Source organism: Streptomyces sp. NPDC059788 (genome assembly GCF_042732265.1).
In the GTDB taxonomy this organism is placed as follows: domain Bacteria; phylum Actinomycetota; class Actinomycetes; order Streptomycetales; family Streptomycetaceae; genus Streptomyces.
Map to the genome: position 1 here is coordinate 245933 of NZ_JBHWHY010000003.1, position 24754 is coordinate 270686.

The 24754-nt window shown below is 72.4% G+C and carries 18 protein-coding genes and 1 pseudogene; 8 read left to right on the forward strand and 11 right to left on the reverse strand.

Annotated elements, in window-relative coordinates; translation table 11 throughout:
• The first annotated feature begins 51 nt into the window (after positions 1-51).
• Positions 52-918, forward strand: coding sequence for a helix-turn-helix domain-containing protein (locus ACFV57_RS04395; RefSeq protein WP_385225534.1), 867 nt, complete (start codon positions 52-54; stop codon positions 916-918).
• Positions 919-1119: 201 nt separating this feature from the next.
• Entirely contained in the window at positions 1120-1329 is a 210-nt protein-coding gene (locus tag ACFV57_RS04400) for a DUF397 domain-containing protein (protein ID WP_385225536.1), read from the forward strand.
• A gap of 199 nt (positions 1330-1528) precedes the next feature.
• On the opposite strand, the gene ACFV57_RS04405 is transcribed toward ACFV57_RS04400, so the two are convergent.
• The gene (locus tag ACFV57_RS04405) at positions 1529-2392 is read right to left on the reverse strand and encodes a hypothetical protein (protein ID WP_385225538.1); all 864 of its coding nucleotides are present in this window, start codon (positions 2390-2392) and stop codon (positions 1529-1531) included.
• Positions 2393-2459: 67 nt separating this feature from the next.
• Between ACFV57_RS04405 and ACFV57_RS04410 the strand changes: the two are divergent.
• The 3 genes and pseudogenes from ACFV57_RS04410 to ACFV57_RS04420 form a co-directional block, all read left to right on the forward strand.
• A pseudogene (locus ACFV57_RS04410) lies at positions 2460-2690 on the forward strand (PLP-dependent aminotransferase family protein); the annotation flags it as partial.
• Positions 2691-2790: 100 nt separating this feature from the next.
• Entirely contained in the window at positions 2791-3576 is a 786-nt protein-coding gene (locus tag ACFV57_RS04415) for an SDR family oxidoreductase (protein ID WP_385225540.1), read from the forward strand.
• Between the two features lie 277 nt (positions 3577-3853).
• Complete coding sequence (locus ACFV57_RS04420; RefSeq protein WP_385225542.1) at positions 3854-5440, forward strand: sodium:solute symporter family protein; 1587 nt, start codon at positions 3854-3856, stop codon at positions 5438-5440.
• Positions 5441-5523: 83 nt separating this feature from the next.
• Here ACFV57_RS04420 and ACFV57_RS04425 read toward each other — a convergent pair whose 3' ends face one another.
• From ACFV57_RS04425 to ACFV57_RS04445, 5 genes are all read right to left on the reverse strand, one after another.
• A complete protein-coding gene (locus ACFV57_RS04425; RefSeq protein WP_385225544.1) occupies positions 5524-7221 on the reverse strand; it encodes an ABC transporter family substrate-binding protein in 1698 nt (565 codons plus the stop codon).
• Positions 7222-7298: 77 nt separating this feature from the next.
• Entirely contained in the window at positions 7299-9809 is a 2511-nt protein-coding gene (locus tag ACFV57_RS04430; RefSeq protein WP_385225546.1) for a dipeptide ABC transporter ATP-binding protein, read from the reverse strand.
• Positions 9806-10822, reverse strand: a complete 1017-nt coding sequence (locus ACFV57_RS04435; protein WP_385225548.1) for an ABC transporter permease — start codon at positions 10820-10822, stop codon at positions 9806-9808. The genes ACFV57_RS04430 and ACFV57_RS04435 overlap by 4 nt, the downstream gene beginning before the upstream one ends.
• A complete protein-coding gene (locus tag ACFV57_RS04440; protein WP_385225550.1) occupies positions 10822-11802 on the reverse strand; it encodes an ABC transporter permease in 981 nt (326 codons plus the stop codon). Before ACFV57_RS04440 ends, ACFV57_RS04435 begins: the two co-directional genes overlap by 1 nt.
• Positions 11803-12198: 396 nt before the next feature.
• A complete protein-coding gene (locus ACFV57_RS04445) occupies positions 12199-13320 on the reverse strand; it encodes an ADP-ribosylglycohydrolase family protein (protein ID WP_385225552.1) in 1122 nt (373 codons plus the stop codon).
• A 218-nt stretch (positions 13321-13538) separates the two neighbouring features.
• Between ACFV57_RS04445 and ACFV57_RS04450 the strand changes: the two genes are divergently transcribed.
• Complete coding sequence (locus tag ACFV57_RS04450; protein ID WP_385225554.1) at positions 13539-13799, forward strand: hypothetical protein; 261 nt, start codon at positions 13539-13541, stop codon at positions 13797-13799.
• A gap of 15 nt (positions 13800-13814) precedes the next feature.
• Here ACFV57_RS04450 and ACFV57_RS04455 read toward each other — a convergent pair whose 3' ends face one another.
• The 3 genes from ACFV57_RS04455 to ACFV57_RS04465 form a co-directional block, all read right to left on the reverse strand.
• Positions 13815-16652, reverse strand: coding sequence for a tetratricopeptide repeat protein (locus tag ACFV57_RS04455; protein ID WP_385225556.1), 2838 nt, complete (start codon positions 16650-16652; stop codon positions 13815-13817).
• Between the two features lie 82 nt (positions 16653-16734).
• Positions 16735-19377, reverse strand: coding sequence for a bifunctional FO biosynthesis protein CofGH (locus ACFV57_RS04460; protein WP_385225558.1), 2643 nt, complete (start codon positions 19375-19377; stop codon positions 16735-16737).
• Positions 19378-19575: 198 nt separating this feature from the next.
• Positions 19576-20400, reverse strand: a complete 825-nt coding sequence (locus ACFV57_RS04465; RefSeq protein WP_385225560.1) for a TIGR03619 family F420-dependent LLM class oxidoreductase — start codon at positions 20398-20400, stop codon at positions 19576-19578.
• Between the two features lie 288 nt (positions 20401-20688).
• Between ACFV57_RS04465 and ACFV57_RS04470 the strand changes: the two genes are divergently transcribed.
• Positions 20689-22188, forward strand: coding sequence for a CehA/McbA family metallohydrolase (locus tag ACFV57_RS04470; RefSeq protein ID WP_385225637.1), 1500 nt, complete (start codon positions 20689-20691; stop codon positions 22186-22188).
• 10 nt (positions 22189-22198) lie between these two features.
• Here ACFV57_RS04470 and ACFV57_RS04475 read toward each other — a convergent pair whose 3' ends face one another.
• A complete protein-coding gene (locus tag ACFV57_RS04475) occupies positions 22199-22561 on the reverse strand; it encodes a hypothetical protein (RefSeq protein WP_385225562.1) in 363 nt (120 codons plus the stop codon).
• A 155-nt stretch (positions 22562-22716) separates the two neighbouring features.
• Here ACFV57_RS04475 and ACFV57_RS04480 point away from each other — a divergent pair, with 155 nt between their 5' ends.
• The gene (locus ACFV57_RS04480) at positions 22717-24063 is read left to right on the forward strand and encodes a hypothetical protein (protein ID WP_385225564.1); all 1347 of its coding nucleotides are present in this window, start codon (positions 22717-22719) and stop codon (positions 24061-24063) included.
• 55 nt (positions 24064-24118) lie between these two features.
• On the opposite strand, the gene ACFV57_RS04485 is transcribed toward ACFV57_RS04480, so the two are convergent.
• Complete coding sequence (locus ACFV57_RS04485) at positions 24119-24736, reverse strand: TetR/AcrR family transcriptional regulator (RefSeq protein ID WP_385225566.1); 618 nt, start codon at positions 24734-24736, stop codon at positions 24119-24121.
• Positions 24737-24754: the final 18 nt, after the last annotated feature.

The window sequence follows — 24754 nt, forward strand, 5'->3', positions numbered from 1 at the left end:
AATCTGCTGAGCAGGAGAAATCAGCAGTACGGAGCCGGAGGTGCACGTCCCGTGGCGTCCAACATCAATCCCACCGTCCGGCGTCGCCGGCTGGGCCAGGAGTTGCGCAGGCTCCGCGAGCTCAAGGGCATGACGGCCGAGGAGGTCGCCGAGCGCCTGCTGGTGTCGCAGTCGAAGATCAGCCGACTGGAGAACGGCCGCCGCAGCATCAGCCAGCGCGACGTCCGAGACCTGTGCGGGGTCTACGAGGTCGACGACCACCGCGTCGTCGATTCGCTGATGCAGATGGCCAAGGACTCCCGCCAGCAGGGCTGGTGGCACGCGTTCGGCGACATCCCGTACAGCGTCTACATCGGTCTGGAGACCGAGGCGGCGTCGCTGCGGGTGTACGAGTCGCTGCTCGTGCCGGGCCTGCTGCAGACGCCCGGGTACGCCGAGGCCGTCATTCCCGGCACGGTCCCCGAGCTGACCCAGGAGCAGCTGGAGAAACGGATCCAGGTGCGGATGCGCCGCCAGGAGCGGGTCAACCACCCCGACAGCCCGCTGCGGCTGTGGGTCGTCCTGGACGAGAGCGCGCTGCGCCGGGTCGTCGGCAGTCACCTGATCATGCGCGAGCAGCTCGACCACCTCGTGGAGGTCAGCAACCTGCCCCATGTGACGGTGCAGGTGCTGCCGTACGACACGGGCGCGCACGCGGGCATGTCGGGGACGTTCTCGATCCTGGAGTTCGACGACGCGGCCGATTCGAGCGTGGTCTACATCGAAGGCGTCACCAGCGATCTGTATCTGGAGAAGACCAACGACGTACACAAGTACACGATCATGTACGAGCATCTGCGGGCCCAGGCGCTGAGTGCGGACCAGAGCCGGGAGTTCATCGCCGCCGCGGCGAAGAAGCACGCGGACAGCATGGCTTGATCACAACGCCAGGATGGCCGAATACGGGATTCCGCAAGGAAGTGCGGCACCGTACACCGAGACACGCTCGCTTGAAAAGAGATCAAGGAATATGCCATACGGATGAGTGAACTGCTCCTGCCGTCGGTGATGTTGGCGCGTAGCGTCGGGACTACCGAATCCGCGGCAACGCGGTGCAACTCAGAGCGAGTCGGAGTGAACATGGCCATTCAGCCCAATTCCGCATTCTCCTGGACGAAGTCCTCGTACTCCGGTGGCAATGGCGCGTGCGTCGAGGTCGCCGTGCCGGCGCCCGCCGCCATCGCGGTGCGGGACTCCAAGGACCCCGACGGCCCGCGTCTGACCTTCGACACCTCCGCGTGGAGCACCTTCGTGGCGGATGTGAACAAAGGCGCGTACGACCTGATCTGAGCCGGGAGCTTCCGGTCGGATCAGGTCCGGTCAGGCCCGGGGATGCGGTTTCCGTACTGAAACCTTCCGGTCCGATCAACCGCATGGCACAAAGCGCAATCCGCAGAACACGCACCACCCCAGAGCCCTCTCGACTGGATCGCCGTCCCGGCCGAGGGGGCTCGGCCCTGCCCGCGGGCCCCTGCCGGGCCGTACCTCCTCACCGCAGCTCGTCCACGTACCGGTCGGTCCCGGGCACGGTGGGGACGAACGGCGCGACCAGCTCCACCCGCGCCGGCCCCCAGGCGGCGACCTCCTCCCCCAGCCCCGCGAACCACGGCTCCCAGCACGCGCGCGGGTCCTCCTGGAGGAACCACAGCAGCGTCAGCCGGGTGCCCACGCCCGCCACCTGCTTCACGTACGACATGCGGTCGCCGGGCAGCGGTGTGGGGCAGAAGACCGTCACCATGGCCGCGGGCGAGCCCGCGAGCCGGCGCGGCAGCCGCTCGTCGCGCAGCCACCGCAGCAGCGCGGCCCGGCCGTCCGCGTCCGCCGCGTCGATGATCTCGACGACCAGCCCGGCGTACGGGTGGTCCAGGGCGTGGAAGTCGCGCGGCCCGCGGGCGCCGTCCCGGTAGACGGTGGCCGCGTGGTCGTGGAAGGCCGTGAAGACGTGGGTACGGTCGTGATGAATCCGGCCGTCGGCGTTGAGCCGCCGGTTGATGGCGACGGTCCACCGCAGGTGGTCGTCGTGGCGCCCGTCGGTGATCCAGTACGTGGAGAGGTAGCAGCCCGCCGTGACGGGCCGGGCGACGGCGGACCGGGCCGGGCGGCGCAGCAGTTGCAGGTCGCGGGTGGCGACCCAGCGGCGGCCCGCGAAGATCCACGGCATCGCCATGGCGCCGGCGATGTAGTGGTCGTCCTCGTACCAGCGGTTGTAGGCGTGTTCATGGCCGGGGTGCGGCTCGACCATGGTGATCAGCGCGTGTCCCGGGCGCACGCCGTACGGGCCGACGGCGGCCAGTTCGGTGTAGGTCCCGCTGCGGGTGTCCGGGTGCGCGTCCGTGCCGGGGTCGTGGGTCATGGGCATCGGTTGTAGCTGACATGGCGTCAGTTGAGGAGGGGTACGGGCGCGCCGGTTCACCATGCGGGCGCTTCCGCGCGGTCCCGGGGCGCCCGTCTGGGCGACGATGCCCGCCGGGTACGACGCCACGGCGCTGCTGCCCGAGGCGGTCCGGCACGATGTCGCCTACGTGCCGGGCGCGCCGTTCTACGCGGGTCCGGCGGAGGCGGGGGCCATGCGGCTGTCCTTCGTCACGCATCCGCCGGAGGAGATCGAGGAGGGGCTGCTGCGGCTGGAGAAAGTACTGCGGGCCGCGTGACGGTAGCCATCGGAGCGACTCACACCCTATTCTGACGGCCCGTCACTTCACGCCGGGGCTCGGTTCGACTCCCGGCGGCCCGTCCGGCCAGGAGGTGCCCATGCTGCTGCGGGACAAGACCGTCGTCGTGTCGGGCGTCGGCGCCGGGCTCGGCCATCAGGTGGCGATGGCGTGCGTACGGGACGGCGCCTCGGTGGTGCTCGGCGCCCGTACGGAATCCCGCCTGGCCGAGACGGCGGCGCAGGCCGACCCGTCGGGCGAGCGCGTCGCCTGGCGGGTGACGGACATCGCGGACGAGGAGCAGTGCGCCGCGCTGGCCACGCTCGCCGACGAGCGCTTCGGCGGCATCGACGCGGTCGTGCAGGTCGCCGCCCTGGACTCGCACTTCGGCGGGCTGGCCGACGCCGACTTCGACGCCTGGCGGCAGGTCGTCGACATCAACCTCCTGGGCTCGCTGCGGATGACCCGCGCCTGCCTGCCGTCGCTGGAAGGGCGCGGCGGCGGGTCGGTCGTGCTGATCGGCACGCAGTCGTCGGTCGCCGCGCCGTCGGAGGTGCGGCAGGCGGCGTACGCGGCGTCCAAGGGCGCGCTGGTCTCGGCGATGTACGCGCTCGCGCGGGAGCTGGGGCCGCGCCGGATACGGGTGAACACCGTGCAGCCGGGGTGGATGTGGGGCCCGCCGGTCGAGGCGTACGTCCAGTACGCGGCGCACACCGAGGACATCCCGGAGCGCGAGGTCCTGGACCGGCTCACGGCGCGGATGGCGCTGCCGGAGATGCCCACGGACGCCGATGTCGCCGAGAGCGCGGTCTTCCTGGCGTCCGACCGGGCGCGGGCGATCACCGGGCAGTCGCTGCTGGTGAACGCCGGCGAGATCATGCGCTGAGCGCGGCCCTCTCTCCCCCTCCCCTCCCGCACCCGGCGAAGTGTGCGCTCATCGTGGGTTCCGGTGGCCCGGCGCAACAACTCCCTCCGAGGCCAGGAGACCGCAAAATCGTTCGCTTAGCTGACAGCGGTTCACATCCTTGACCTACGGCACCCTTGACCGGCCCTCGCCATGGACGGTTCAATCCCCGAAGTCCCCGCTCCCGCACGGGGGCCCCGCCCCGCGGAACGTCCGGCGAAGTGTCTCCCCGTTCACAAGGCGGACCCCTGGAGGGGGCATGAACAGTCTCGACTGGGCCGTGCTCGTCGGCTACTTCGGCGTGATGGTCGCGATCGGCGTGTGGTCCCACAAGCGCGTGGACGACGTGAGCGACTTCTTCACCGCGGGCGGGCGGATGCCGTGGTGGCTGTCCGGCATCTCGCACCACATGTCGGGCTACAGCGCCGTGATGTTCACCGGGTACGCGGGCATCGCCTACCAGTACGGCGTCACGTCCTACGTCACCTGGTCGTTCCCCATCGCGGTCGGCATCGCCATCGGGGCCCGCCTGTTCGCCGGGCGGCTGAACCGGCTGCGCTCGCGGCTGCACGTCGCCTCGCCGCTGGAGTACCTCAAGAGCCGCTACAACCTGCCCACCCAGCAGGCGCTCGCCTGGTCCGGCGTACTGCTGAAGATCGTGGACGTCGGCGCCAAGTGGGCCGCGATCGCCACCCTGCTGTCCGTCTTCACCGGCCTCACCCTCAACCAGGGCATCCTGATCACCGGTGTGGTCACCGGCGTCTACTGCACGGTCGGCGGCCTGTGGGCGGACGCGCTCACCGAGCTGGGCCAGTTCGTCATCCAGTTGCTGGCGGGGGTGGCGATGCTGGTGACCGTACTGGCCGAGCTGGGCGGTGTCAGCGCGCTGTGGACGGTGTGGGACCGGCTGCCGGACAGCCACGCCCGGCCGACGGTCGGCCCGTACACACTGACGTTCCTGCTCGCGTACCTCTTCATCAAGACCTTCGAGTACAGCGGCGGGATGTGGAACCAGGCGCAGCGCTACATGGCCACCCGCAGCGCGCGCGAGGCGCGCCGCTCGGCCCGGCTGTCCGCCGTTCTGTGGTTCGTGTGGCCCGCCGTGCTCTTCTTCCCCATGTGGGTGGCGCCGCTGCTGGTGAAGGCGCGGAAGCCGGACGCGTCCGACTCGTACGCGCTGCTCACCGAACACCTGCTGCCGCACGGCCTGCTGGGCCTGGTCATCGTCGGCTTCTTCTCGCACACGATGGCCATGTGCTCCTCCGACGCCAACGCCATCTCCGCCGTGTTCACCCGTGACATCGCGCCCGCGCTGCCGAGGCTGGGCGCGCGGGCGCGCGGCTGGTCGCACCGCGCGGGCCTGCTGGCCGCGCGCCTGTCCACCGTCGCCTTCCTGGCCCTGTCGATGGCCATAGCCACCCAGGTCAACTCACCGACGTTCAAGGACATCATCACCGTCGTCATCAAGTGGGTGGCCGGACTGGTGGGCCCGATCTCCATCCCGTTCCTGCTCGGCATGGTGCCGCGCTTCCGCAGGTCGGGCCCGACCGCGGCCCTGGTGTCCTGGGCGGCGGGCCTGTTCGCCTTCTGGCTCACCAACTACGGGCTGTCCGGCGTACAGCTCCAGATCCAGATCGTCGCGCCGGTGGCCACCTCACTGGTGCTGTACGTCCTGATCGGATTCCTCAAGCCGGAGGACACCCCGGAGCGGGACGCGGTGCTCGCCCGCATCAATTCGGGCGGCGACGCGGACGAGGACGGCGGCGGCCCCGGTGGCGCGGGCGCCGCCGCCCGTACGGTGGCCGGACCGGTCGGCGGGCCCGGCCACCGTGCGTCTCCCCGCTGAGCTGCCGGAGCGGCACGCCGCGGTGGGGTTCAGCGGCGCGTCGCGGCCGGCCTCGGCAGCAGGCCGCGGTGGGCCGCCGTGGGCTACTTCGTGTAGCCGATCCACTCGTACGTGATGTCGGCCATGCCCTGCGCACCGAGGTTGGCCAGCTTCTTCTTGGCCGCGGTGATCTCGGGGAGCTGGTAGGTGGGCAGCACGCCCGCGTTCCGCCACACCTCCGCGTCGGCCTCGTTGACGGCCTCCAGGGCGGCCGCCTGGTCGGTGCTGCGGCCGGCCTTGGCCAGCAGTTCGTCCTGCTTCGCGCTGCCGGTCTTGGAGATGTTGCTGCCGCCGTTACTGGCGTAGATGTTGCTGGAGCCGGTCGCGGAGAACGGCGTACGGGAGAAGCTGTAGGGCGCCACGTCGAACTCGCCCGGGATCAGGTACTTGTCGAAGAACTCGTTGACCGGCACCGTCCGGATGTCCAGCCGGACGCCGACCTGGGCCCACATCTGGGTGAGGATGGTGGCCTCGTTCTTCGAGGCGGGCTGGCCGGTGGGTATCACGAAGCGCAGCTTCAGCTCCGCACCGCCCTTCTTGCGGATCTTCCCGTCCAGCTTCCACCCGGCCTCGTCCAGCAGCTTGCCCGCGGCCTTCGGGTCGTAGGTGGCGAGGTCGCCCGCGTTGTTCCGGTAGCCCTTCTGGTTGGGCACGAGGAAGTGGTTGTTCAGCGGCTCGGCCTTCCAGTTGAGGCCCTTGACGCTGGACTGCACGAGGGTTTCGCGGTCGGTGGCCTTGAAGAGGGCCTTGCGCACGTTCGGGTCGCTGAGCTTCGGGCTCTTGCCGTTGAAGGTCAGATGCCGGTAGTTGGGTCCGCCGGCCTCGCGGATCTCGCCGGACCCGACGCCCGAGGCCTGCTTGAAGGCGGCCACACCGGCGTTCAGGTCGAAGTAGTCGATCTCGCCGTTGGCGTAGGCGGCCGGCATCGACTCGGTCGTCATCGCATGGAAGACGATCTTGTCGAGTCTGGGCTTGTCACCCCACCACGCGGGGTCCGGGACGACGGTGACGGTCTGCGCGGTCCTGTCGATGCCGCCCAGCTTGTAGGCGTTGGCGGTGACCGGGATCGTGTTGAGGTAGCCGGTCGTGAAGCCCTTGGCGTCGGCCATGTACTTCGCCGGGTAGAGCGGGGTGTTGTTGGGCGCGCCGAACAGGGCGCGCCAGTCCGCGTACGGCTTGTCGAAGGTCAGGACCGCCTCGCGGTCGTCCTTGCCCCCGCGTACGGACGACACGTCCTCGTACCCGGCCGGCGAGCCGACCTTGAACGCCGCGTCCTTGCTGCTCATCGCCCGTACGTTGGCCTCCAGGTCCCGGTAGGTGATCGGGGTGCCGTCGGACCACTTCGCCTTGGGGTTCAGGTGGTACGTGACGATCTGCTTGCCGCCCTCGGTGCGGCTGGCGGCGTCCAGCAGGAAGGCCTTGTTGGGGACCTGCTCGCCGTTGGGCGCCGAATGCCACAGCGACGGCATCAGGGCCTCGATGACGACGTTGGTGGCGGCCTGGTTGCCGTCCGTCTCCATCTCGTTGAACTGCACCGGGAACTGGTCGATCGCCCAGTTCAGCGTGCCGCCCTGGGTGAGCTGCGCCGGATCGGTCTTGTTGATGTCCAGCGCGGTGGTCTTCGGCGCTTCCTTCGGCTTGCCGTCGCCACCCCCGTCGTCCGACCCGCCGCAAGCGGTCAGCGCTAATGACGACACCGCGACGGTGGCGACGAGGGCGAGCGGAACTCTGGAGAGCTTCATTGCGGAGACGTTCCCTTTCTCGACTGGACTGATGGACCGACGAAAACACCGGGACGGCGCGTCGCGGGAGGGGGTCTTCAGCCTCCTCCCGGCAGCGCCGCGTAGTGGCAGGCGGCCTCGTGGGCGTGCAGCTCGGCGGACTCCTTGTGGGCGTGCGGCTCCTGGGCGTACGCGACGGGTCGCGACGGCGGGTCCGTCTCCCGGCAGCGCCGCTGCTCCGGCGCGCCGAGTGTCGCGTACAGCGGGCAGCGGCTGCGGAAGCGGCAGCCGGACGGCACGTCGGCGGGGCTCGGCAGGTCGCCGCTCAGCAGGACGCGGGTCCGGGTCCGCTCCTTGCGCGGGTCGGGCAGCGGTACGGCGGACAGCAGGGCCCGCGTGTACGGGTGCGACGGCGCCGCGAAGACCGCCGCGGTGTCGCCCGACTCCACGATGCGGCCCAGGTACATGACGGCGATCCGGTCGGCGCTGTGCCGTACGACGGACAGGTCGTGCGCGACGAGCAGGTAGCTCAGGCCCAGCCGGGACTTCAGCTCGTCGAGCAGGTTGAGCACACCGGCCTGGACCGACACGTCCAGCGCGGAGACGGGCTCGTCCAGCACCAGCAGCCGCGGCTCCAGCGCCAGGGCGCGCGCGATGGCGATGCGCTGGCGCTGGCCGCCGCTGAACTCGCGCGGGTAGCGGCCGGCGTCCTCGGCCGCCAGTCCGACCGTCTCCAGCAGTTCGGGAACGCGGGCGGCGATCCGGTCCCCGGGGACACGGTGGGTGCGCAGCGGCTCGGCGAGGATGTCACCGGCCGGCATCCGCGGGTCCAGGGCGGCCGTCGGGTCCTGGAAGACGATCTGGAGGTCGCGGCGCAGGCTCCGGCGTCCGGCGCGGTCCAGCTCCCGGACGTCCCGGCCGAAGAGCCGTACGGTGCCCGACTGTCCGGCCGCCAGCTCCATGATCTCCATCAGGGTGCTGGTCTTGCCGCACCCCGACTCGCCGACCAGCGCGAGCGTCTCCCCTTCCCGTACGGCGAAGCTGATGCCGTCCACGGCCCGCACGGTGCCGACGGTCCGCTTGACGAACGACCCCCGGGTCAGCGGAAAGTGCTTGACCAGGCCGTCCACCTCCAGCAGAACGGGACGGGGCCGCTCCGCGGGCGCGGTTCCCGCCCGCCACCCCTGGGTAACCCCCTGCTGGGGGGTCGTTCCCGTTCGATTCGCCCCTGTAGGCGCGCGGCCTGTCCGCTCCGGGCCTGCGGAGCGCCCCGGACTTGCGGTGTGCCCTGGAGCCGCGGAGCGTTCCGGACCCACTGAGCGTTCCGGACCCGCGGAACGTCCCGGCACCGCGGAGCGCCCCGGCACCGCGGAGCGCCCCGGCACCGCGGAGCGCCCCTGCCCCTCGGAGCGCCCCGGACCCGCGGAACGTCCCGGACCCGCTGAGCAACCTGACCCCTCGGCGCACCCCCGCCCCTCGGAGCGCCCCGGACCCGCGGAGCGCCCCGGACCCGCTGAGCAACCTGACCCCTCGGCGCACCCCCGCCCCTCGAAGTCTCCCCCGGGTACCGGGAAGATCCCCGCCCGCGGCAGTGCCCCGGCGGCGATCTCCTCGCCGCGATGGCAGGCGGCGGCGTGCCCGGCGCCCGTGGCGGGGGCCGGTGCGGGTTCGGTCTCCCGGCAGCGGTCCACCGCGACGGGGCAGCGCGGCGCGAACGGGCAGCCCGGTGGCAGGGACGACAGCGGCGGCGGCGTTCCGTGCACGGGCACCAGCGGCGCGCCGGCGGGCCCGTCCAGGCGCGGCGTCGCGCCCAACAGGCCGATCGTGTACGGCATCCGCGGCCGGTAGTAGATGTCGTCGACCGTCCCGGACTCCACCGGCCGCCCCGCGTACATGACCTGCACCCGGTCGGCGGTGCCCGCGACCACCCCCAGGTCGTGGGTGATCAGGACGATCGCGGCGCCGGTGACCTCCCGGGCGGTCTTCAGCACGTCCAGGATCTGCGCCTGGATGGTGACGTCCAGGGCGGTGGTCGGCTCGTCCGCGACGATGACCCGCGGGTCGTTGGCGATGGCCATCGCGATCACGGCGCGCTGCCGCATCCCGCCGGAGAACTCGTGCGGGAAGGCTTCCGCGCGGCGGTGCGGGTCGGGGATGCCGACGAGGTCGAGGAGTTCGACGGCGCGTACGCGGGCGGCCTTGCGGCTCAGGTCCTGGTGGACGCGGAGCGCCTCGACGAGCTGGCTGCCGATGCTGTAGACGGGGGTGAGGGCGGACAGCGGGTCCTGGAAGACCATGCCGATGCCGTTGCCGCGGACCCGGGACAGCGCCGCGTCGTCGAGGCCGAGCAGTTCCCGGCCGTCCAGCTCGACGGAGCCCCGTACGGCGGCGCTGTCCGGCAGCAGCCCGAGGACGGCATGCGCGGCGGCGGACTTGCCCGCGCCCGACTCCCCGACGACGCCGAGGACCTCACCGGGCCGTACGGCGAAGCTCAGGCCGCGTACCGCGTGCACCGGGCCGGTCTCGCCGGGGAAGGTGACGTGCAGGCCGGTCACCTGGAGGGCGGGGCGGGCGGCCGTCCCGGGACGGCCGGTGGACTGTCCGGTCACCGGCGGCCTTCCGTGGCGGTGTCTTCGGCCGTACGGAGTCGGCGCTTCGCAGGGCTGTGCTTTGCAGGACCGTTCCTCGTAGGGCGGTGCCTCGGTCCACGCTTCGTACGGCCCTTGGCGCGCGCCTGTGCCCCCGCGGCGTCGGGGTCCAGCGCGTCCCGCAGCCCGTCGCCGACGAAGGCGAGGGCGAGGCCGATCAGCACCAGGCACCCGGCGGGGAAGAAGAACAGCCACGGGTAGCTCGCGGCCATGTTGGTGTTGTCGGCGATGACCGTGCCCAGCGACACGTCCGGCGGCTGCACCCCGAACCCGAAGTACGACAGCCCGCTTTCGCCGATGACCGCTACGCCGGCCTGGATGACCGCATCGATGATCAGCAGCGAGGCCATATTGGGCAGGATGTGCCGGAACACGATCACCGGCGCGGGGACGCCCAGATACTTCGCGGCCTTGACGTACTCGCGATCCCTGAGCGTCAGCGTCACGCTGCGCACGACCCGCCCGGTGATCATCCAGCTGAAGGCGGCGAGCAGGACGACGAAGACCGGCCAGCCGGAGCCGCGTACGAGAGGCGACAGGACGGCGACGATCAGGAACGCGGGCATCACCAGCAGCAGGTCGACGAAGCCCATCAGGAGGCGGTCGGTCCAGCCGCCGAAGTAGCCCGCGAAGGCGCCCACCACGGCCGACAGAAAAGTGGCGAACACCCCCACCAGGACGCCGATGACCAGGGACTTCTGGAGTCCGCGCAGGGTGAGCGCGTACAGGTCGAGGCCGCTTTGGGTGGTGCCGAACCAGTGGTCGGCGGACGGCCCGGAAAGGAAGTTGAGGAAGTCGTGGGTGCGGTGGTCCCACGGGGAGAACAGCGGGCCCGCGTACGCGGCGGCGAAGAGCAGGACGAGCAGCGCCAGCCCGCACAGCGCGAGCCGGTTTCGCGCGAAGCGGCGCGCGGTGAGCCGGGCCCGCGAGGCGCGCCCGCTCCGCGGCGGGCGGCGGCCGGCCGGGGTACGCATCACCGCACCCGTACGCGGGGGTCCAGGACCGCGTACAGGAGGTCCGCGAGCAGACCCGCGACCAGCACCAGGACGGCGGTGAACAGGCCCACCGCGGCGACCGCGTTGACGTCCTGACCGGCGACCGAGTCGACGAGGAGTTCGCCCATGCCGTGCCAGCCGAAGGTCTTCTCGACGAAGGTGGCACCGGCGAAGAGCAGCACAATGTTGTAGACGAGCAGCGGTACGACCGGCAGGACGGCCGTACGCAGCCCGTGCCGGACCAGCGCGGTGCGGCGGCGCAGGCCCTTGGCGCGGGCGGTGCGCAGGAAGTCGGCGCCGAGCACGTCCAGCATGGTGCTGCGCTGGTAGCGGCTGTAGAGGGCGACCTGCACGATGATCAAGGTCAGCGCGGGCAGCAGCATGTGCTGGGCGCGGTTGAGCAGCGCGGCGGGGTCCCAGCGGCCGGCGTACTGGGCGTCGTACTCGCCGAGGACTTTGATCGTCTGCGTGCCGTCGTTGAGCGCGGTGGCGCCGATCTTCAGCGCCACGCCGACCACGAACACCGGCATGGCCAGCACGAAGAACGAGGCGAGGGTGGAGAACCGGTCGAAGAACCGGTACTGGCGGATCGCGCCGTACGCGCCGACGGCGACGCCGAGGGCGGAGCCGACGAGGGTGGCCAGGAGCAGCAGCCGCGTGCTGACGCCGACCCGGCGGCCGAAGTCGTCGTTGACGGAGTCGCCTTCGACGGTGCGGCCCAGGTCGCCGTGGGCGACGTCACCGGCCCAGCGCGCGAAGCGGACCACCACGGGCGTGTCCGGGTTCATGTTGACGTCGTCGAGGGTACGGGTGATGGCGGCTTCCGGCAGCGGCGGGTTGCGGCCCTCGAAGCGGGCGCGCGGGTTCAGGCTCAGGCCGGCGAGGAAGTACGTCAGGGACGCCGCCACGACCACCAGGACCAGGTAACCGGCCAGCCTGCGCAGCAGGTAGCGGCCCATGGTGTCCTCCCCCCTCGTACCCCTCCGGCACGGACCGCCCGCGGTCCTCTGGGCTGTTCTCGCACGGGCGGGGCCGGTTTGTCGACCAAGTCTCTATCAAAGCGGGACAATGCGAACGGGCGGGGCTGTCAGGTGAGTTCAGGGTCGGAGCGTTGGGGGTGGCCCGCGAGTTGGGCGTGGCCGGAGCGTTGGGCATGGCCGGCGAGTTCGCCGCCGGCGTGTTCCGCATGACCCGCGTGGCCGCCGTGGCCGACGTGTCCGGTGCGCCGCCCCTGGGTAACCCCCTGCTGGGGGGACGGTTCCGTTCGATTCGCCCCGGTGGGCGGGCGGTGCGGGCGCACGATGTGGGCGACGGTACGGGCACGCGACGCGGCTGCACGGCCACGCCCCCACCCCTCACCCCCGCGGATACCGCTCCAGCCACCCCGGCGCGGACTTCCCCGGGCCGTGCAGGGCCGGGCCCTGTGTCATCTCCATGGCGAAGTCGTCGGCGAGCTGGAGAATCGTCGCGCGGCCCTCCAGCTCGGCCAGCCACACGGGCGGCAGCGCCGTCTCCCCGTGCAGCGTGCCCAGGAGGTTGCCGCAGACCGCGCCGGTCGAGTCGCTGTCGCCGCCGTGGTTGACCGCCAGCAGCAGCCCGTGCCGGACGTCCTCGGCGACCAGCGCGCAGTACACGCCGATGCCCAGGGCCTCCTCGGCGGTCCAGCCCTCGCCCAGCGTCTCCACGCGGGCGGCCGTGGGCATCCCCTGCCGTACGGCGCCCAGCGCCTGCTTGAGCGCCTCGCTGGTCTCCTCGTGGCCCGGCCGGGCCGCCAGGTGGGCGAGGGACTTCTGCACCGCGCCGTCCAGGTCCTCGCCCCGGGCCAGCGAGTGGGTGATCACCGCGAGGGCGCCGGCCGCGAGGTAGCCCGTCGGGTGGCCGTGCGTCTGGGCGGCGCACTCGACGGCGAGCTGGAAGACCAGCTGCGGTTCCCAGCCGACCAGCAGCCCGAACGGCGCCGACCGCATCACCGCGCCGCAGCCCTTGGAGTCGGGGTTCTTGGGCTGTTCCAGCGTCCCCATCACCTCGTCGCCGAGCCCGGACAGGCAGGCCCGGCCGGGCGCCCGCTGCGCGTACAGCCACTCCTCGCGGGCCAGCCAGCCGTCGTCCTTCCGGCGCTCGTCGGGGCCCCAGTCGCGCTGGGTGGCGGCCCAGCGCAGATACGCGCGGTGCACGTCGGTGGGCGGGTGCCAGGCGCCGGTGTCGCGCCGTACCTGGGCCCGGATCAGGCCGTCGACGGTGAACAGCGTCATCTGGGTGTCGTCGGTGACCGTGCCGCGCCGTCCGAAGGCGGGTACGTAGTCCGTCACGCCTTCCTGGCCGTGCGCCTCGCGGATCGCGTCCAGCGAGTCGAACTCGATGCCCGCGCCGAGCGCGTCGCCGATCGCCCCGCCCAGCAGGCATCCCCGTACCCGGCTGCGGAAGTCCTGCTGTTCGGCGCGCCCCCAGATGGCCGTGCCGCCTGCCGCTGTGCTCACTTCCGTCCCTCCCCGTGGCCCACCACTTCCCTTACGGGGTCCTTACGCCCCCCTGCCGCAGCACTGTAATCGACCAAGAAGGGTCAACTCCGGGCAAGGAACGCTATGCGAACAGTCACCCCGGAGGAGGCTTTTGATCACTACGGTCCCGATCAGCACAGTCGTGCCCCCGGCACGCCGCGGCCATACGACCCGCGCGCCCTGGGAATGCTCCCTCCATGCCCGACTTCGAATGGGACCGCACCGCCATGGCCGTCGTCGCCTGTGCCCTGGCCGGGGACAGCGACGGCGCCGTGGAACTCCTCCGGCCGCTCTCCCAGCGCGACGTGTGCCAGATCACCGTACGGCTGGCCGCGATGGCCGCCGACGCGCTGATCTCCGCAGCCGAGGACACCGGCGGTGACCGCGCCGAAGCGCTGGCGCAGTGGCAGCAGTGCATCCTCCAGCACGAGGCGGAGGCGGAGACCGGGGACGGGTGAGGGCTCAGGCGCCGGTCAGGGCGTCCCCGGGCCCGTTTCGGCCATCCGCCGCAGGAGCAGGTTCCGGAGGGCGGCCAGTGGCGAGGGGGGCGGGGAGTCCGGGTCCGGCCAGAGGGCCGCCAGGTCCCGCAGGGCGGACTCCGCATCGGCGATGCGTTCCCAGGGGGTGTCGTCACCGAGCATGAACGTGAGCGCGCTGATGGCACGGGGCCAGTCGCCCAGTGCGCACCGGGTGACCATCACGATGGCGGCTGGTGCCACGAGGTCGTCGCCGAACGGCGGCCGGGCGTCCTCGTATCCGGCCCGCACTGCCTCCCAGGCGGGCGCCGCGTCCCGTAGCCCGTGCACGGCGCTCGCGAGGAGCGCGGCCTCGTACCGGACCGGCAGTTCGTCCGGCGCGAGTGCCGACGCCGCCGCCATGGCTTCGCCTGCCGCGTCGAGCCGCCCCGCACGGCGCAGGCACCCGGCCCGTGCGGACAGGAACGCGGCCCGGTCCACGTCCGGCGCGGCGGTCCCGACGCCGTCGGCGAGGGCCCTGTCGTAGTCGGCGAGCGCCTCGTCCGCCGCCCCCAGCAGTTCATGTGCCTTGGCACGGCGGGCGAAGGTCCAGGGGTGGGCCGCCCCGAGGGTGACGACCCGGCCGAAGTCCGCCACCGCCTCCGCGAGCCGGCCCGCGAGGAGCGCGACCCGCCCCCGGGCCCCGGCGGCCCACGCGTACGACGGGTTGGCGGCAAGCGCCCGGTCGAACTCCGCCAGTGCCTGCGCGTACCGGCCCATGGCCCGGTAGGTCATGCCGCGCTCGGCCATCGCCCAGGCGTAGTCCGGGCGCAGCTCGATGGCGCGCGTCAGCCCCGCCAGCGCCTCTTCGTAACGGCCCAGGCGGCGCAGGCAGACAGCGCGGCTGCCATGGGACGGGTCGTGCCCCGGGAACAGTTCCAGCGTCCGGTCGAACAGGGTCAGTGCCTGCTCGTAACGTCCCATCAGGCGGTTGGTCTCGCCCAGCTGGAAGAGCGGGGCCGGCTGGCTCGGATCGAGGTCCCGGGCCCGGGTGAAGTCCTCGGCCGCCCGCTCGAAGTCGCGCGCGTAGCGGTGGGTCAGGCCCCGCCCGAACCAGGCGTCCGCGTCGTCGGGCACCAGTTCCAGGGCCCGGTCGAAGGCGGCCAACGCCTGTTGCCAGCGTTCCGCCTTGCGGTGTTCACGGCCGCGCAACCGGTGGATCGACGCCCGCCCCGCCGCGTCGAGACCGGGTCCGGCGAGCAACGCCGTCAGGGCCCCTGCCAGGCCGTCCGGCCCGTCGAGGGCGGCGGTCAGCCGCGTACCCCAGTCGCGGACCTCGGGTGCGTCCCCGTCCTCGCCCGCCTGCCGGACGGTCTCGGCGGCCGGGCGTACGGCGGCGGGCTCGTACCGGGCCATGGCCGTCACCTCGGACAGCGCCTCGGCCAGGAACGCCCGCGGATCGGCACACAGCGCGTGGTAGATCTCGCGCAGCCGCAGGTCCCGCCACCGCTCGTCCCATCGGCACCCGGCCGGCCCCCGGCCGCCCGCCCGCTCCATCTGCCCCCGTCGCGCCGCTTCCGACAGCCGGCGGTGCCGCTGCGCCCAGACCCGCGGCGACCGTCGGCGCTGGACGCGCAGCATCGCCGTACGGACCACCTCGTGGTACTGCCACCGGCCCCCGCGGTCGCTGACGAACGGCAGCCCGCACAGCCACCCGAAGTGGTCGGCGGCCTCCGCGTCCACCGCTTCCCGGTACACGTCCTCGTCCAGGTGGCGCGGCAGCGCCGCCGCCAGCGCGGCTTCCCTCCGTACCGGATCGGTCTCCCACTTCAGGAAGCGTTCGACGGCCGTGTCGCTGGGGTCGTCGACGGCCTCCGCCGCGCGCGGCCGGTTCCCGGCGAGCGTCGAGACGAGCACGGGGAGGCCGCCGGAGAGCCGCAGGATGGCATCGACCGTGTCGGCGTCGGTCACGTCCCGGGCCGACAGGTACTGGCGGGCCTCGGCCTCCGTGAAGGCGTCGAGCGGCAGGTCGTCGACGTGTTCGAGGTGGTCGGCCCAGCAGCTACGGTCGAGCGCGTCCCGGCCGGAGAGGGTGACCATGACGTTCGGCGCGAGCGGTCCGTAGCGGTCGCTGAAGAGGATGTCGCGCAGCCAGGTGTCGAGCAGCGGGCCGGTCGCCTCGTACGTGTCGAAGAAGAGGGCCAGTACGGGTACGGCGTCGGCGGCGTCGCCCAGTTCCCGTACGAAGACCGGGGTCAGCACCTCGACCGGGGACAGGACCAGTTGTACGTCGTCGTGGTTGCGCAGCCGCGCGCCGATGCGGCTGCGCAGCCGGTCGGCGCCCCGGGCGACCTGGGTGGTGTCCACCGCGCCGGCGAACGGTCCGACGCCGGGGATCAGGCCGATACCCGCCACGCCCGCCCTGGCGATGATCATGCTGCCGGGCGAGGGCGGCGTCTCGTCGGCCGGTTCGTCCGGTCCGGCCGGCACGGCCTCCGCCTCCTGCCGCCGCTCCCGGTAGGTGGCCAGCAGCTTGTCGAAGGACTTCAGCGGGCTGCCCTGGCGGCCGAGCCGGGCGCTGATCCCGGCCATCGCCTCGGGGACGCCGTGCACCGACTCGTCCACGTACACGGTCAGCGCGCCGAGGTCGCGTGCCATCTGCTCGAACCGCTGCACCAGGGAGGTCTTTCCGACGCCGCCCTGGCCGTGCAGATGGTGCAGGAAGCGGAAGTCCGGGTCGGCCGGGTCGCGGGCGAGATTGGCGCGGAACGCCGCGAGTTCGCCTTCGCGGCCGACGAACCCGTCCCCGCGCCGGGCGCGGATCAGCTCCTGCCGCGAGAGCCGCCTGCGGTCCACCGCTCACCTCCCGGGCCCGCGCTCCCCCGGCGGGCTCCGGGCGTAACCGTAGCGGGAGACGGCCGGGCCCGGGGCCTCCCCGTTACTCCACCACCGGCAACAGCTCCGGCAGATGCCCGTCCGACGCGAGCGCCGCCGCCTCCCGTTCCGCGGCCACCGGTCCGTACGTCGTCGTGCGGGCGCGCGACGGGCGGCCCGCGGCGTCCGCGATCGAGACCAGGTCCTGGATGGAGCGGTAGGACCCGTAACTGGAGCCCGCCATACGGGAGATGGTCTCCTCCATCAGGGTGCCGCCGAGGTCGTTGGCCCCGGAGCGGAGCATCTCGGCGGCGCCTTCCGCGCCCAGTTTGACCCAGCTGGTCTGGATGTTGGTGATGTGCGGGTGGAGCAGGACGCGGGCCATGGCCGTCACGGCGCGGTTGTCGCGGGTGGTCGGGCCGGGCCGGGCGATGCCGGCCAGGTAGACCGGCGCGTTGGTGTGGATGAACGGCAGGGTCACGAACTCCGTGAACCCGCCGGTCTCCTGCTGGATCTCCGCGAGCAGCCGCAGGTGGCCGAGCCAGTGCCGGGGCTGGTCGACATGGCCGTACATCATCGTCGAGGACGAGCGGAGGCCCAGCTCATGGGCGGTCTTGACGACCTCGACCCAGGTGGCGGTGGGCAGCTTGCCCTTGGTCAGCACCCAGCGGACCTCGTCGTCGAGGATCTCGGCGGCGGTGCCGGGGATGGTGTCCAGGCCGGCGGCCCTGGCCTCGCTCAGCCACTCGCGGATGGACAGGCCGGTGCGCGACGCGCCGTTGACGACCTCCATGGGCGAGAAGGCGTGGACGTGCATCCCGGGGACGCGCTCCTTGACCGCCCGCGCGATGTCGAAGTACGCCGTGCCGGGCAGGTCGGGGTGGATGCCGCCCTGCATGCAGACCTCGACCGCGCCGACGTCCCACGCCTGCTGGGCGCGGTCGGCGACCTGGGAGAGGGAGAGGGTGTAGGCGTCGGCGTCCGTACGGCGCTGGGCGAAGGCGCAGAAACGGCAGCCGGTGTAGCAGACGTTGGTGAAGTTGATGTTGCGGGTGACGATGTACGTGACGTCGTCGCCGACGGTGGCGCGGCGCAGGTCGTCGGCGATGCCGCACAGCGCGTCCAGCGCCGGGCCGTCGGCGTGCAGCAGGGCCAGCGCCTCGGCGTCGGTGAGCTTGGTCGGGTCGTCGGCGGCCTGCGCCAGGGCGGCGCGGACGTCCGTGTCGATGCGCTCGGGGGCCATGCCGGGGGCGGCGGCCTCGCGCAGCGCGTCCCAGTCGCCGTACACCTCGTCGAAGTCGTCGCGCCGGTCGGCCGTGCGGCCGTCCGTGTCGATGGTGCGGTGCAGGTCCGTACGGCCCGCGGAACTCATCGAGAAGCCCTCGTCGGGCTCCTGCCAGGGGCGGCCCTCGACCACCGCGTCCGGGCGGGCGAGCCCGGTCTCCGGATCGGCCAGGGCGCGTACGTGCGGCAGCAGGCGCGGGTCGAGCCAGGGCTCGCCGCGCTCGACGTACTCCGGATAGACGGCGAGGCGCTCGCGCAGCTCGAAGCCCGCCGCGGCGGACTTCTCGGCCAGCTCCTCGATCATGGGCCACGGCCGCTCGGGGTTGACGTGGTCGGGCGTCACCGGGGAGACACCGCCCCAGTCGTCGATGCCCGCCTCGATGAGCAGCGCGTACTCGGAGTCGACGAGGTTGGGCGGCGCCTGGATGCAGCCCGACGGGCCGAGGATGTGCCGGGCGACGGCGACCGTGGCGGCCAGGTCCGCCAGTTCGGCGTCGGGCATCCCGCGCATCGCCGTGTCCGGCTTGGCGCGGAAGTTCTGCACGATGACTTCCTGGATGCCGTGGTACGCGCGCTGCACCTTGCGCAGCGCGAACAGCGACTCGGCGCGCTCCTCGTACGTCTCGCCGATGCCGATGAGCAGCCCGGACGTGAACGGCACGTTGGAGCGGCCGGCGTCCTCCAGGACGCGCAGGCGCACGGCCGGTTCCTTGTCCGGGGAGCCGTGGTGCGGGGCGCCGGGCTCGCTCCACAGGCGCTCGGCGGTGGTCTCCAGCATCATGCCCATCGACGGGGCGACCGGCTTGAGCGTCTGGAAGTCCGTCCAGGACAGCACGCCGGGGTTCAGGTGGGGCAGCAGCCCCGTCTCCTCCAGGATGCGGATCGCGATGGAGCGCACGTAGGCGATCGTGGAGTCGTACCCCTCGGCCTCCAGCCACTCGCGGGCCTCGGGCCAGCGGTCCTCCGGCTTGTCGCCGAGCGTGATCAGCGCTTCCTTGCAGCCCAGTTCGGCGCCCCGGCGGGCGATGTCCAGCACCTCGTCCGGGGACATGAACATGCCGTGTCCGGCGCGGCGCAGCTTGCCGGGGACGGTCACGAACGTGCAGTAGTGGCACTTGTCGCGGCACAGGCGCGTCAAGGGGATGAACACGCTTTTGGAGTACGTGATCACACCGGGCCGGCCGGCCGCCGCCAGCCCGGCGTCGCGCACCCGGGCCGCGGAGGCGCACAGATCCCGCAGGTCGTCGCCGCGCGCCTGGAGCAGCACCGCGGCCTCGCCGACATCGAGCGCGACGCCGTCGCGGGCGCGCTTGAGGGCGCGCCGCATGGCGTTGGCGGTGGGGGCGGTGGCGGAAGAGGGCGTGCCGGTGGGGACCGCCGTCCGGTCCGTCCCCTGCCCGGGTACCTGCGCGCTGCTAGTCATCCAACGAGCATACGAGCGACCACCGACAGCGACGCCGACCGGATGCCCCGGGTCGGTGTGCCACTGATCACGTCAGGCGGAGGTTCCCTCCGGAGACGGCGCGGGCAGGCTGGGCGGGAGAAGTGTGCCGGTGCGGGGGAAAAATGCCGGTGCGGAAGAAGTGTGCCGCCAAGGAACCGGACGTCCCCACTATCCCGCTCACAGATACTGCGCGAACTCGTCCAGCGTCCGCAGCACCTCCGCCTCCCCCGCCGCCGGCAGCCCCACGACGACCTCCTCCAGCCCCAAGTCCACCAGCCGAGCCAGCTTCCCGGCCGACGGCTGCACCGCGTACGGCACCACCACCGGCTCACCGTCCCGCCCCGCCTCCGCCCACGCCCGACGCAGGTCCCGCACCGACTCCGCCAGGCCCGCGCCGCCGATCGGCAGCCAGCCGTCCGCGAACTCCGCGATACTCGCGTAGAGCCGGGGACCGGCCGCACCGCCGAGCAGGGTGCGCGGCGCGCCCTTGACCGGCTTCGGGTGCGCCAGGCTGGCCCGTACGGAGGCGAACCGGCCCTCGTACGCGGTCGGCTCGTCCGCCCACAGGGCCCGCATCACCCGCATCCGGTCGCGGACCAGCGTGCGCCGGGTCGACCACTCGACCCCGTGGTCGGCGGCCTCCTCCACGTTCCAGCCGTATCCGACGCCGAGCGTGAAGCGCCCGCCGGAGAGGAAGTCCAGGGTGGCGACCTGCTTGGCCAGCGCGATCGGGTCGTGCTGGGCGACGAGGGTGACACCGGTGGCGACCGTCAGCCGTTCGGTGACGGCGGCGGCCTGGCCCAGCGCCACGAACGGGTCGAGGCTGCGCCCGTACTCCCGGGGCAGCGGCTCACCCATGGGGGCGGGCGTGTCGCGGCTGGCCGGAATGTGCGTGTGCTCCGGAAGGTAGAGCCCGGCGAACCCGCGCTGTTCCAGCTCCCGGGCCAGCCGGTCCGGCCGGATCGTCTCGTCGGTCAGGAAGATGGTGGTCGAGATCCGCATGCTGGGCGTACCTCCGTGTCGGCAGTTGTCCCTTCCTACCGCCGGGGACGGGCAGCGTCCATGAGGCGCCGGGGCGGCCGTGACGGTTCGCGCCACGCGGCGCACCACATGGGACCGTTTCCTGCCCGCCCCCTTCCCTTGTCCGCCCGTTCACGCCTGAATACGAGAGTTTCCGTACGCGCCCGCTGACCGGCGCTCCGCGCGCCACGAAGGGTGGACCGACCCATGCCCGAAGCCCACGACCGCCCCGGCACGCCGTCCCCGTCCCCCGGGCGGCGCGCCCTGCTGATGACGGGAGCCGCCGGTGCGCTTACGTTGAACGGTGTGAGCTTCGCAGCGGCCGACGACGGCGGCGGGCCTGCCCAGGGCGGCGCCCGGACCGGCGAGGGGCCCCGTACGGACACCCGCAAGGTCACCGGAACGCTCCCCACCGGCGCACCCGACTACGTCTACCTCCCCGTCGAGGTCCCCCGCGGCGTACGCGAACTGGCCGTCTCCTACACCTACGACCGCCCCGCCACCCCGCCCGGCACCGCCGGCAACGCCTGCGACATCGGCATCTTCGACGAACGCGGCACGGACCTCGGGGGCCGCGGCTTCCGCGGCTGGTCGGGAGGCGCGCGTACGGAGTTCTTCATCCGCGCCGACGACGCCACGCCCGGCTACCTCCCCGGCCCCCTCGAACCCGGCACCTGGCACATCGCCCTGGGCCCGTACACCGTCGCCCCACAGGGCCTCACCTACGAAGTGACCATCACCCTCCACTACGGCCCCGGGGGCGAACCCCGCACCCCCGCCTACCCACCGCAACGCGCCAAGGGCCGCGGCCGTGCCTGGTACCGGGGCGACAACCACCTCCACTCCGTCTACTCCGACGGCAAACGCACCCCCGCCCAGATCGCCGGCCTCGCCCGCGCCGCCGGCCTGGACTTCATCACCACCACCGAGCACAACACCACCGCCGCGCACCCGGCGTGGGACGGCCTGTGGGGCGACGACCTGCTCATCCTCACCGGCGAAGAAGTCACCACCCGCAACGGCCACGTGGTGGCGATGGGCACCGACCCCGGCGTCTTCATCGACTGGCGCTACCGGGCCCGCGACGACGCCTTCCCCCGCTTCGCCCGCCGCATCCGCCGCGCGGGCGGCCTGGTCATCCCGGCCCACCCGCACGCCACCTGCGTCGGCTGCAACTGGAAGTTCGGCTACGCGGAGGCGGACGCGGTCGAGGTCTGGAACGGCCCCTTCACCCTCGACGACGAGGTCGCCATCGCCGAATGGGACAACGCCCTGGTGGCGCACGCCCACGGCCGGGGCCCCCGGCTCCCCGCCGTCGGCCACAGCGACGCCCACCGCGACCCGGACGTGATCGGCCTGCCCCAGACCGTGGTCCTGGCCGGCGACCTCTCCCGCGAAGCGATCCTCTCCGGCATCCGCGCGGGCCGCGTCTGGATAGCCGAGTCCTCCTCCCTCGACCTCGCCTTCACCGCGTCCGGCCCCAAGGGCGAACACGCCGGCATCGGCGGCCGCCTCCCGGTGGACGACTCCGCCCGGGCGACGGTCCGCCTGACCGTGAGCGGCGCCCCACCGGGCAGCACCATCCGCCTCCTCACCGACCAGGGCCAACGCTTCACCACCCCCGTCCCGGACACCGGCACCACCACCTGGCACACCACCCCGGCCAACGCCGCCTACGTACGCGCCGAGATCCGCCACCCGGCCACCACCCCCGGCGTCCCGGGAACGATGGCGGCGATGACGAATCCGGTGTTTTTGGGGAGGGGGTGAGTTCGGGGTATCACGACTCCGCTCCAGGTGCCCGGCCCGGGAAGTAGCTCAACAGGTGATCGGCGACATGGGCGACGTAGCCGAGGTACGAGATGCTGCTGCCCGTATGGGTCCAGGTCAGCGCCGTACGAGCACGTGCGACCGTGTCGCAGCCCCGGCCCCACTCCAGCGACGTGCACGGCAGCCGCCGTACGTACGCGTCGACCAGGGGAATCAACTCGGACAGAACGGCCCGTGCCTCTCCCATCAGCCGCTCCGTGTCCTCTGCCGCCGAGCAGCTCCGCACCCGCGCCTTGATCACGTCGATGGTGCGGCGCGCCGCCTCGAAGTCGACATCCGCCGACACCGCACCCGCCTGCTCCGATGGCTTCATGTCCCTCACCGCTGCTTCCTCGTTACCCGGGTTACCGGACCACCTCTTCCTCGGTGGCCCGTCCGTCCACAGAGGTAACCCTCTGCAGCGCCCTCACGAGTACCGTGGGAGCCGGGCGTGAACATGAAAGCCATGAATGCTGCCGGGAGTTGAGCATGGCGAACAGTCGGCGCACACCGAACACAAGCCTCGGCCGCCTGATCCAACAGGCCGCCTGGACCGAGCAGCAGTTCGCCAACGCGGTGAACCGCGCGGGGGCGGAGGCGGGGATCCTCCTCCGCTACGAGCAGTCGGCCGTCGCCCACTGGCTCTCCGGCACCATGCCGAGGCCGCAGGTCCGGCCCGTCGTCCTGGAAGCACTGGCCAGGCGCCTCGGACGCCCCGTCACCCACGCCGAAGCCGGATTCCCCACTCCGCCGAGCGGAACCCGACCGGTCCACGGCTCAGCCGTCGACGAACTCCTCGACATGAGCCGCGACGACATGGACCCGTCCCGCAGGGGCGTCCTTCAGGCCGGCCTGTACTCGGCCGCCCTGGCCGTGCCCCTCTTCTCGGAACTCGCCGGGCGGGCCGAAGCAGTGGCGCGTCCGGGCAGGGCCGGGCGGGTGGGCCCGGCGCAGGTCGAGACGGTCCGGGCGGTGACCGACCGGGTGGCGGACATCCTCGACGAGTTCGGAGGCGGCCACGCGCGGCCGATGACGACGGCTTTCCTGGTGAACACCGTCGGCCCATGGCTGACGGCACCCGCGACGGAGCGCGCGCACCGGGACCTGCTCGCGGCCACCGCGGACCTGACGTACCTCACCGGGTGGATGGCCATGTACGAGCGGGCGCACGGCGTCGGCCAGCGCTACTACGTGAAAGCCCTGCACCTGGCGGGCGAGGCCGACGACCACCTCACGTATTGCCGCATCCTGCGCGGCATGTCCCTCCAGGCGTCCAGCCTCGGCTACGGGGAGAAGGCCCTGAGCCTGGCCGACTCGGCAGCGGCTGCCGCTCCCTCCGCAGGGCCGCGCCTGGTCGCGTTCCTGCGCGGCCAACAAGCCCACGCCGCTTCGATGACCGGCGACCGGCACACGGCCATCACCCGCCTCCGGGAGGCGGAGACCGCGCTGTCCAAAGCGGATGCCCGCCGCGAGTCCATCGGCGGCTACGACGCCTCGGCGTACCTCTTCCACGTATCCCACGTGCTGTACGAGTTCAAGGACCTGCCCGGTTCGATCAAGGCCCTGCACTCCTCGCTGAAGGCCCAGCCCCGCCAGGAACGCCAGGGCCGCGTCCACTCCCACGCCCTGCTCGCACAACGCCAGTTCGAGCTGGGCCACCTCGACGCGGCGTGCACGACCTGGCACCGCTTCCTGGACGACTACACAGAAGTCTCCTCCGCCCGCGGCGACGCCCACTTCGCCACTCTGCGCGCTCGCATCCGCCCGCACCGCCGAGCCGCCCCCGTACGCGCCCTGAACGAGCGGGTCCGGAAGGTATCGGCGATGAAATCCTGAGTACAGAGACGTACGTCCGCCTCGTGGAGTGGCGCCATGCGGGCACGCCCGGCGCTCAGCCCCGCCCCACCCCCGGCTCCCGGGCCGGCAGGCCCCTCAGCAGGGTGTCGAGGAAGAGGTCGAAGCGCGGGGCGCCGCCGCCGAGGTCGAGGGGGTTTTCCTGGACGGCGAGCCAGCCGACGACGGTGGTGATGAAGATGTACCAGCTCTGCTCGGCCGGTTCGGGGGCGATGCCCGCGTTCGTGAAGGCGGTGACGACTTCCTGTCGGAGTCGTCCGAGGGCGTCGGAGTTGTGGCGGTGCGGCCGGGACAGGCGGGTGGCGTAGCCGGGGACGGCGAGGAACTGGTCGTGCATGGCCCAGGCGACACGGGCGAGCCAGGGGCGCCAGTCGACGTCGCGTACACCGCCGGGCGAGATGTCGGCTGAGCCGCCGGGTGGGCCCTCCGCGGGCAGGACGCGCTCGACCATTTCCTCGCTGACGAGGTCGAAGAGCTGGTCGCGGTTGCCGACCCACCGGTAGAGCGCGCCGTGGCTGACGTCCAGGCGGGTGGCGAGTTCGCGCATGGTCAGCGTGTCGAGGTTCCCGGCCGAGACGGCCGCGTCCACGATGCGCGAACGGCTGAGCCGCGCGGGGCGCCCCGGGCGCGGTCGGGTGGTCGCGGGGTCGGACATGGCCACGACTATACGGAC

Excerpts from the sequence above, each read along its gene's own strand:
- ACFV57_RS04400 (WP_385225536.1), top strand. The coding sequence starts at position 1,120 with ATGGCCATTCAGCCCAATTCCGCATTCTCCTGGACGAAGTCCTCGTAC.
- ACFV57_RS04405 (WP_385225538.1), bottom strand. The coding sequence starts at position 2,392 with ATGACCCACGACCCCGGCACGGACGCGCACCCGGACACCCGCAGCGGG.
- ACFV57_RS04415 (WP_385225540.1), top strand. The coding sequence starts at position 2,791 with ATGCTGCTGCGGGACAAGACCGTCGTCGTGTCGGGCGTCGGCGCCGGG.
- ACFV57_RS04420 (WP_385225542.1), top strand. The coding sequence starts at position 3,854 with ATGAACAGTCTCGACTGGGCCGTGCTCGTCGGCTACTTCGGCGTGATG.
- ACFV57_RS04425 (WP_385225544.1), bottom strand. The coding sequence starts at position 7,221 with ATGAAGCTCTCCAGAGTTCCGCTCGCCCTCGTCGCCACCGTCGCGGTG.
- ACFV57_RS04435 (WP_385225548.1), bottom strand. The coding sequence starts at position 10,822 with ATGCGTACCCCGGCCGGCCGCCGCCCGCCGCGGAGCGGGCGCGCCTCG.
- ACFV57_RS04440 (WP_385225550.1), bottom strand. The coding sequence starts at position 11,802 with ATGGGCCGCTACCTGCTGCGCAGGCTGGCCGGTTACCTGGTCCTGGTG.
- ACFV57_RS04450 (WP_385225554.1), top strand. The coding sequence starts at position 13,539 with ATGCCCGACTTCGAATGGGACCGCACCGCCATGGCCGTCGTCGCCTGT.
- ACFV57_RS04460 (WP_385225558.1), bottom strand. The coding sequence starts at position 19,377 with ATGACTAGCAGCGCGCAGGTACCCGGGCAGGGGACGGACCGGACGGCG.
- ACFV57_RS04465 (WP_385225560.1), bottom strand. The coding sequence starts at position 20,400 with ATGCGGATCTCGACCACCATCTTCCTGACCGACGAGACGATCCGGCCG.
- ACFV57_RS04470 (WP_385225637.1), top strand. The coding sequence starts at position 20,689 with ATGACGGGAGCCGCCGGTGCGCTTACGTTGAACGGTGTGAGCTTCGCA.
- ACFV57_RS04475 (WP_385225562.1), bottom strand. The coding sequence starts at position 22,561 with ATGAAGCCATCGGAGCAGGCGGGTGCGGTGTCGGCGGATGTCGACTTC.
- ACFV57_RS04480 (WP_385225564.1), top strand. The coding sequence starts at position 22,717 with ATGGCGAACAGTCGGCGCACACCGAACACAAGCCTCGGCCGCCTGATC.
- ACFV57_RS04485 (WP_385225566.1), bottom strand. The coding sequence starts at position 24,736 with ATGTCCGACCCCGCGACCACCCGACCGCGCCCGGGGCGCCCCGCGCGG.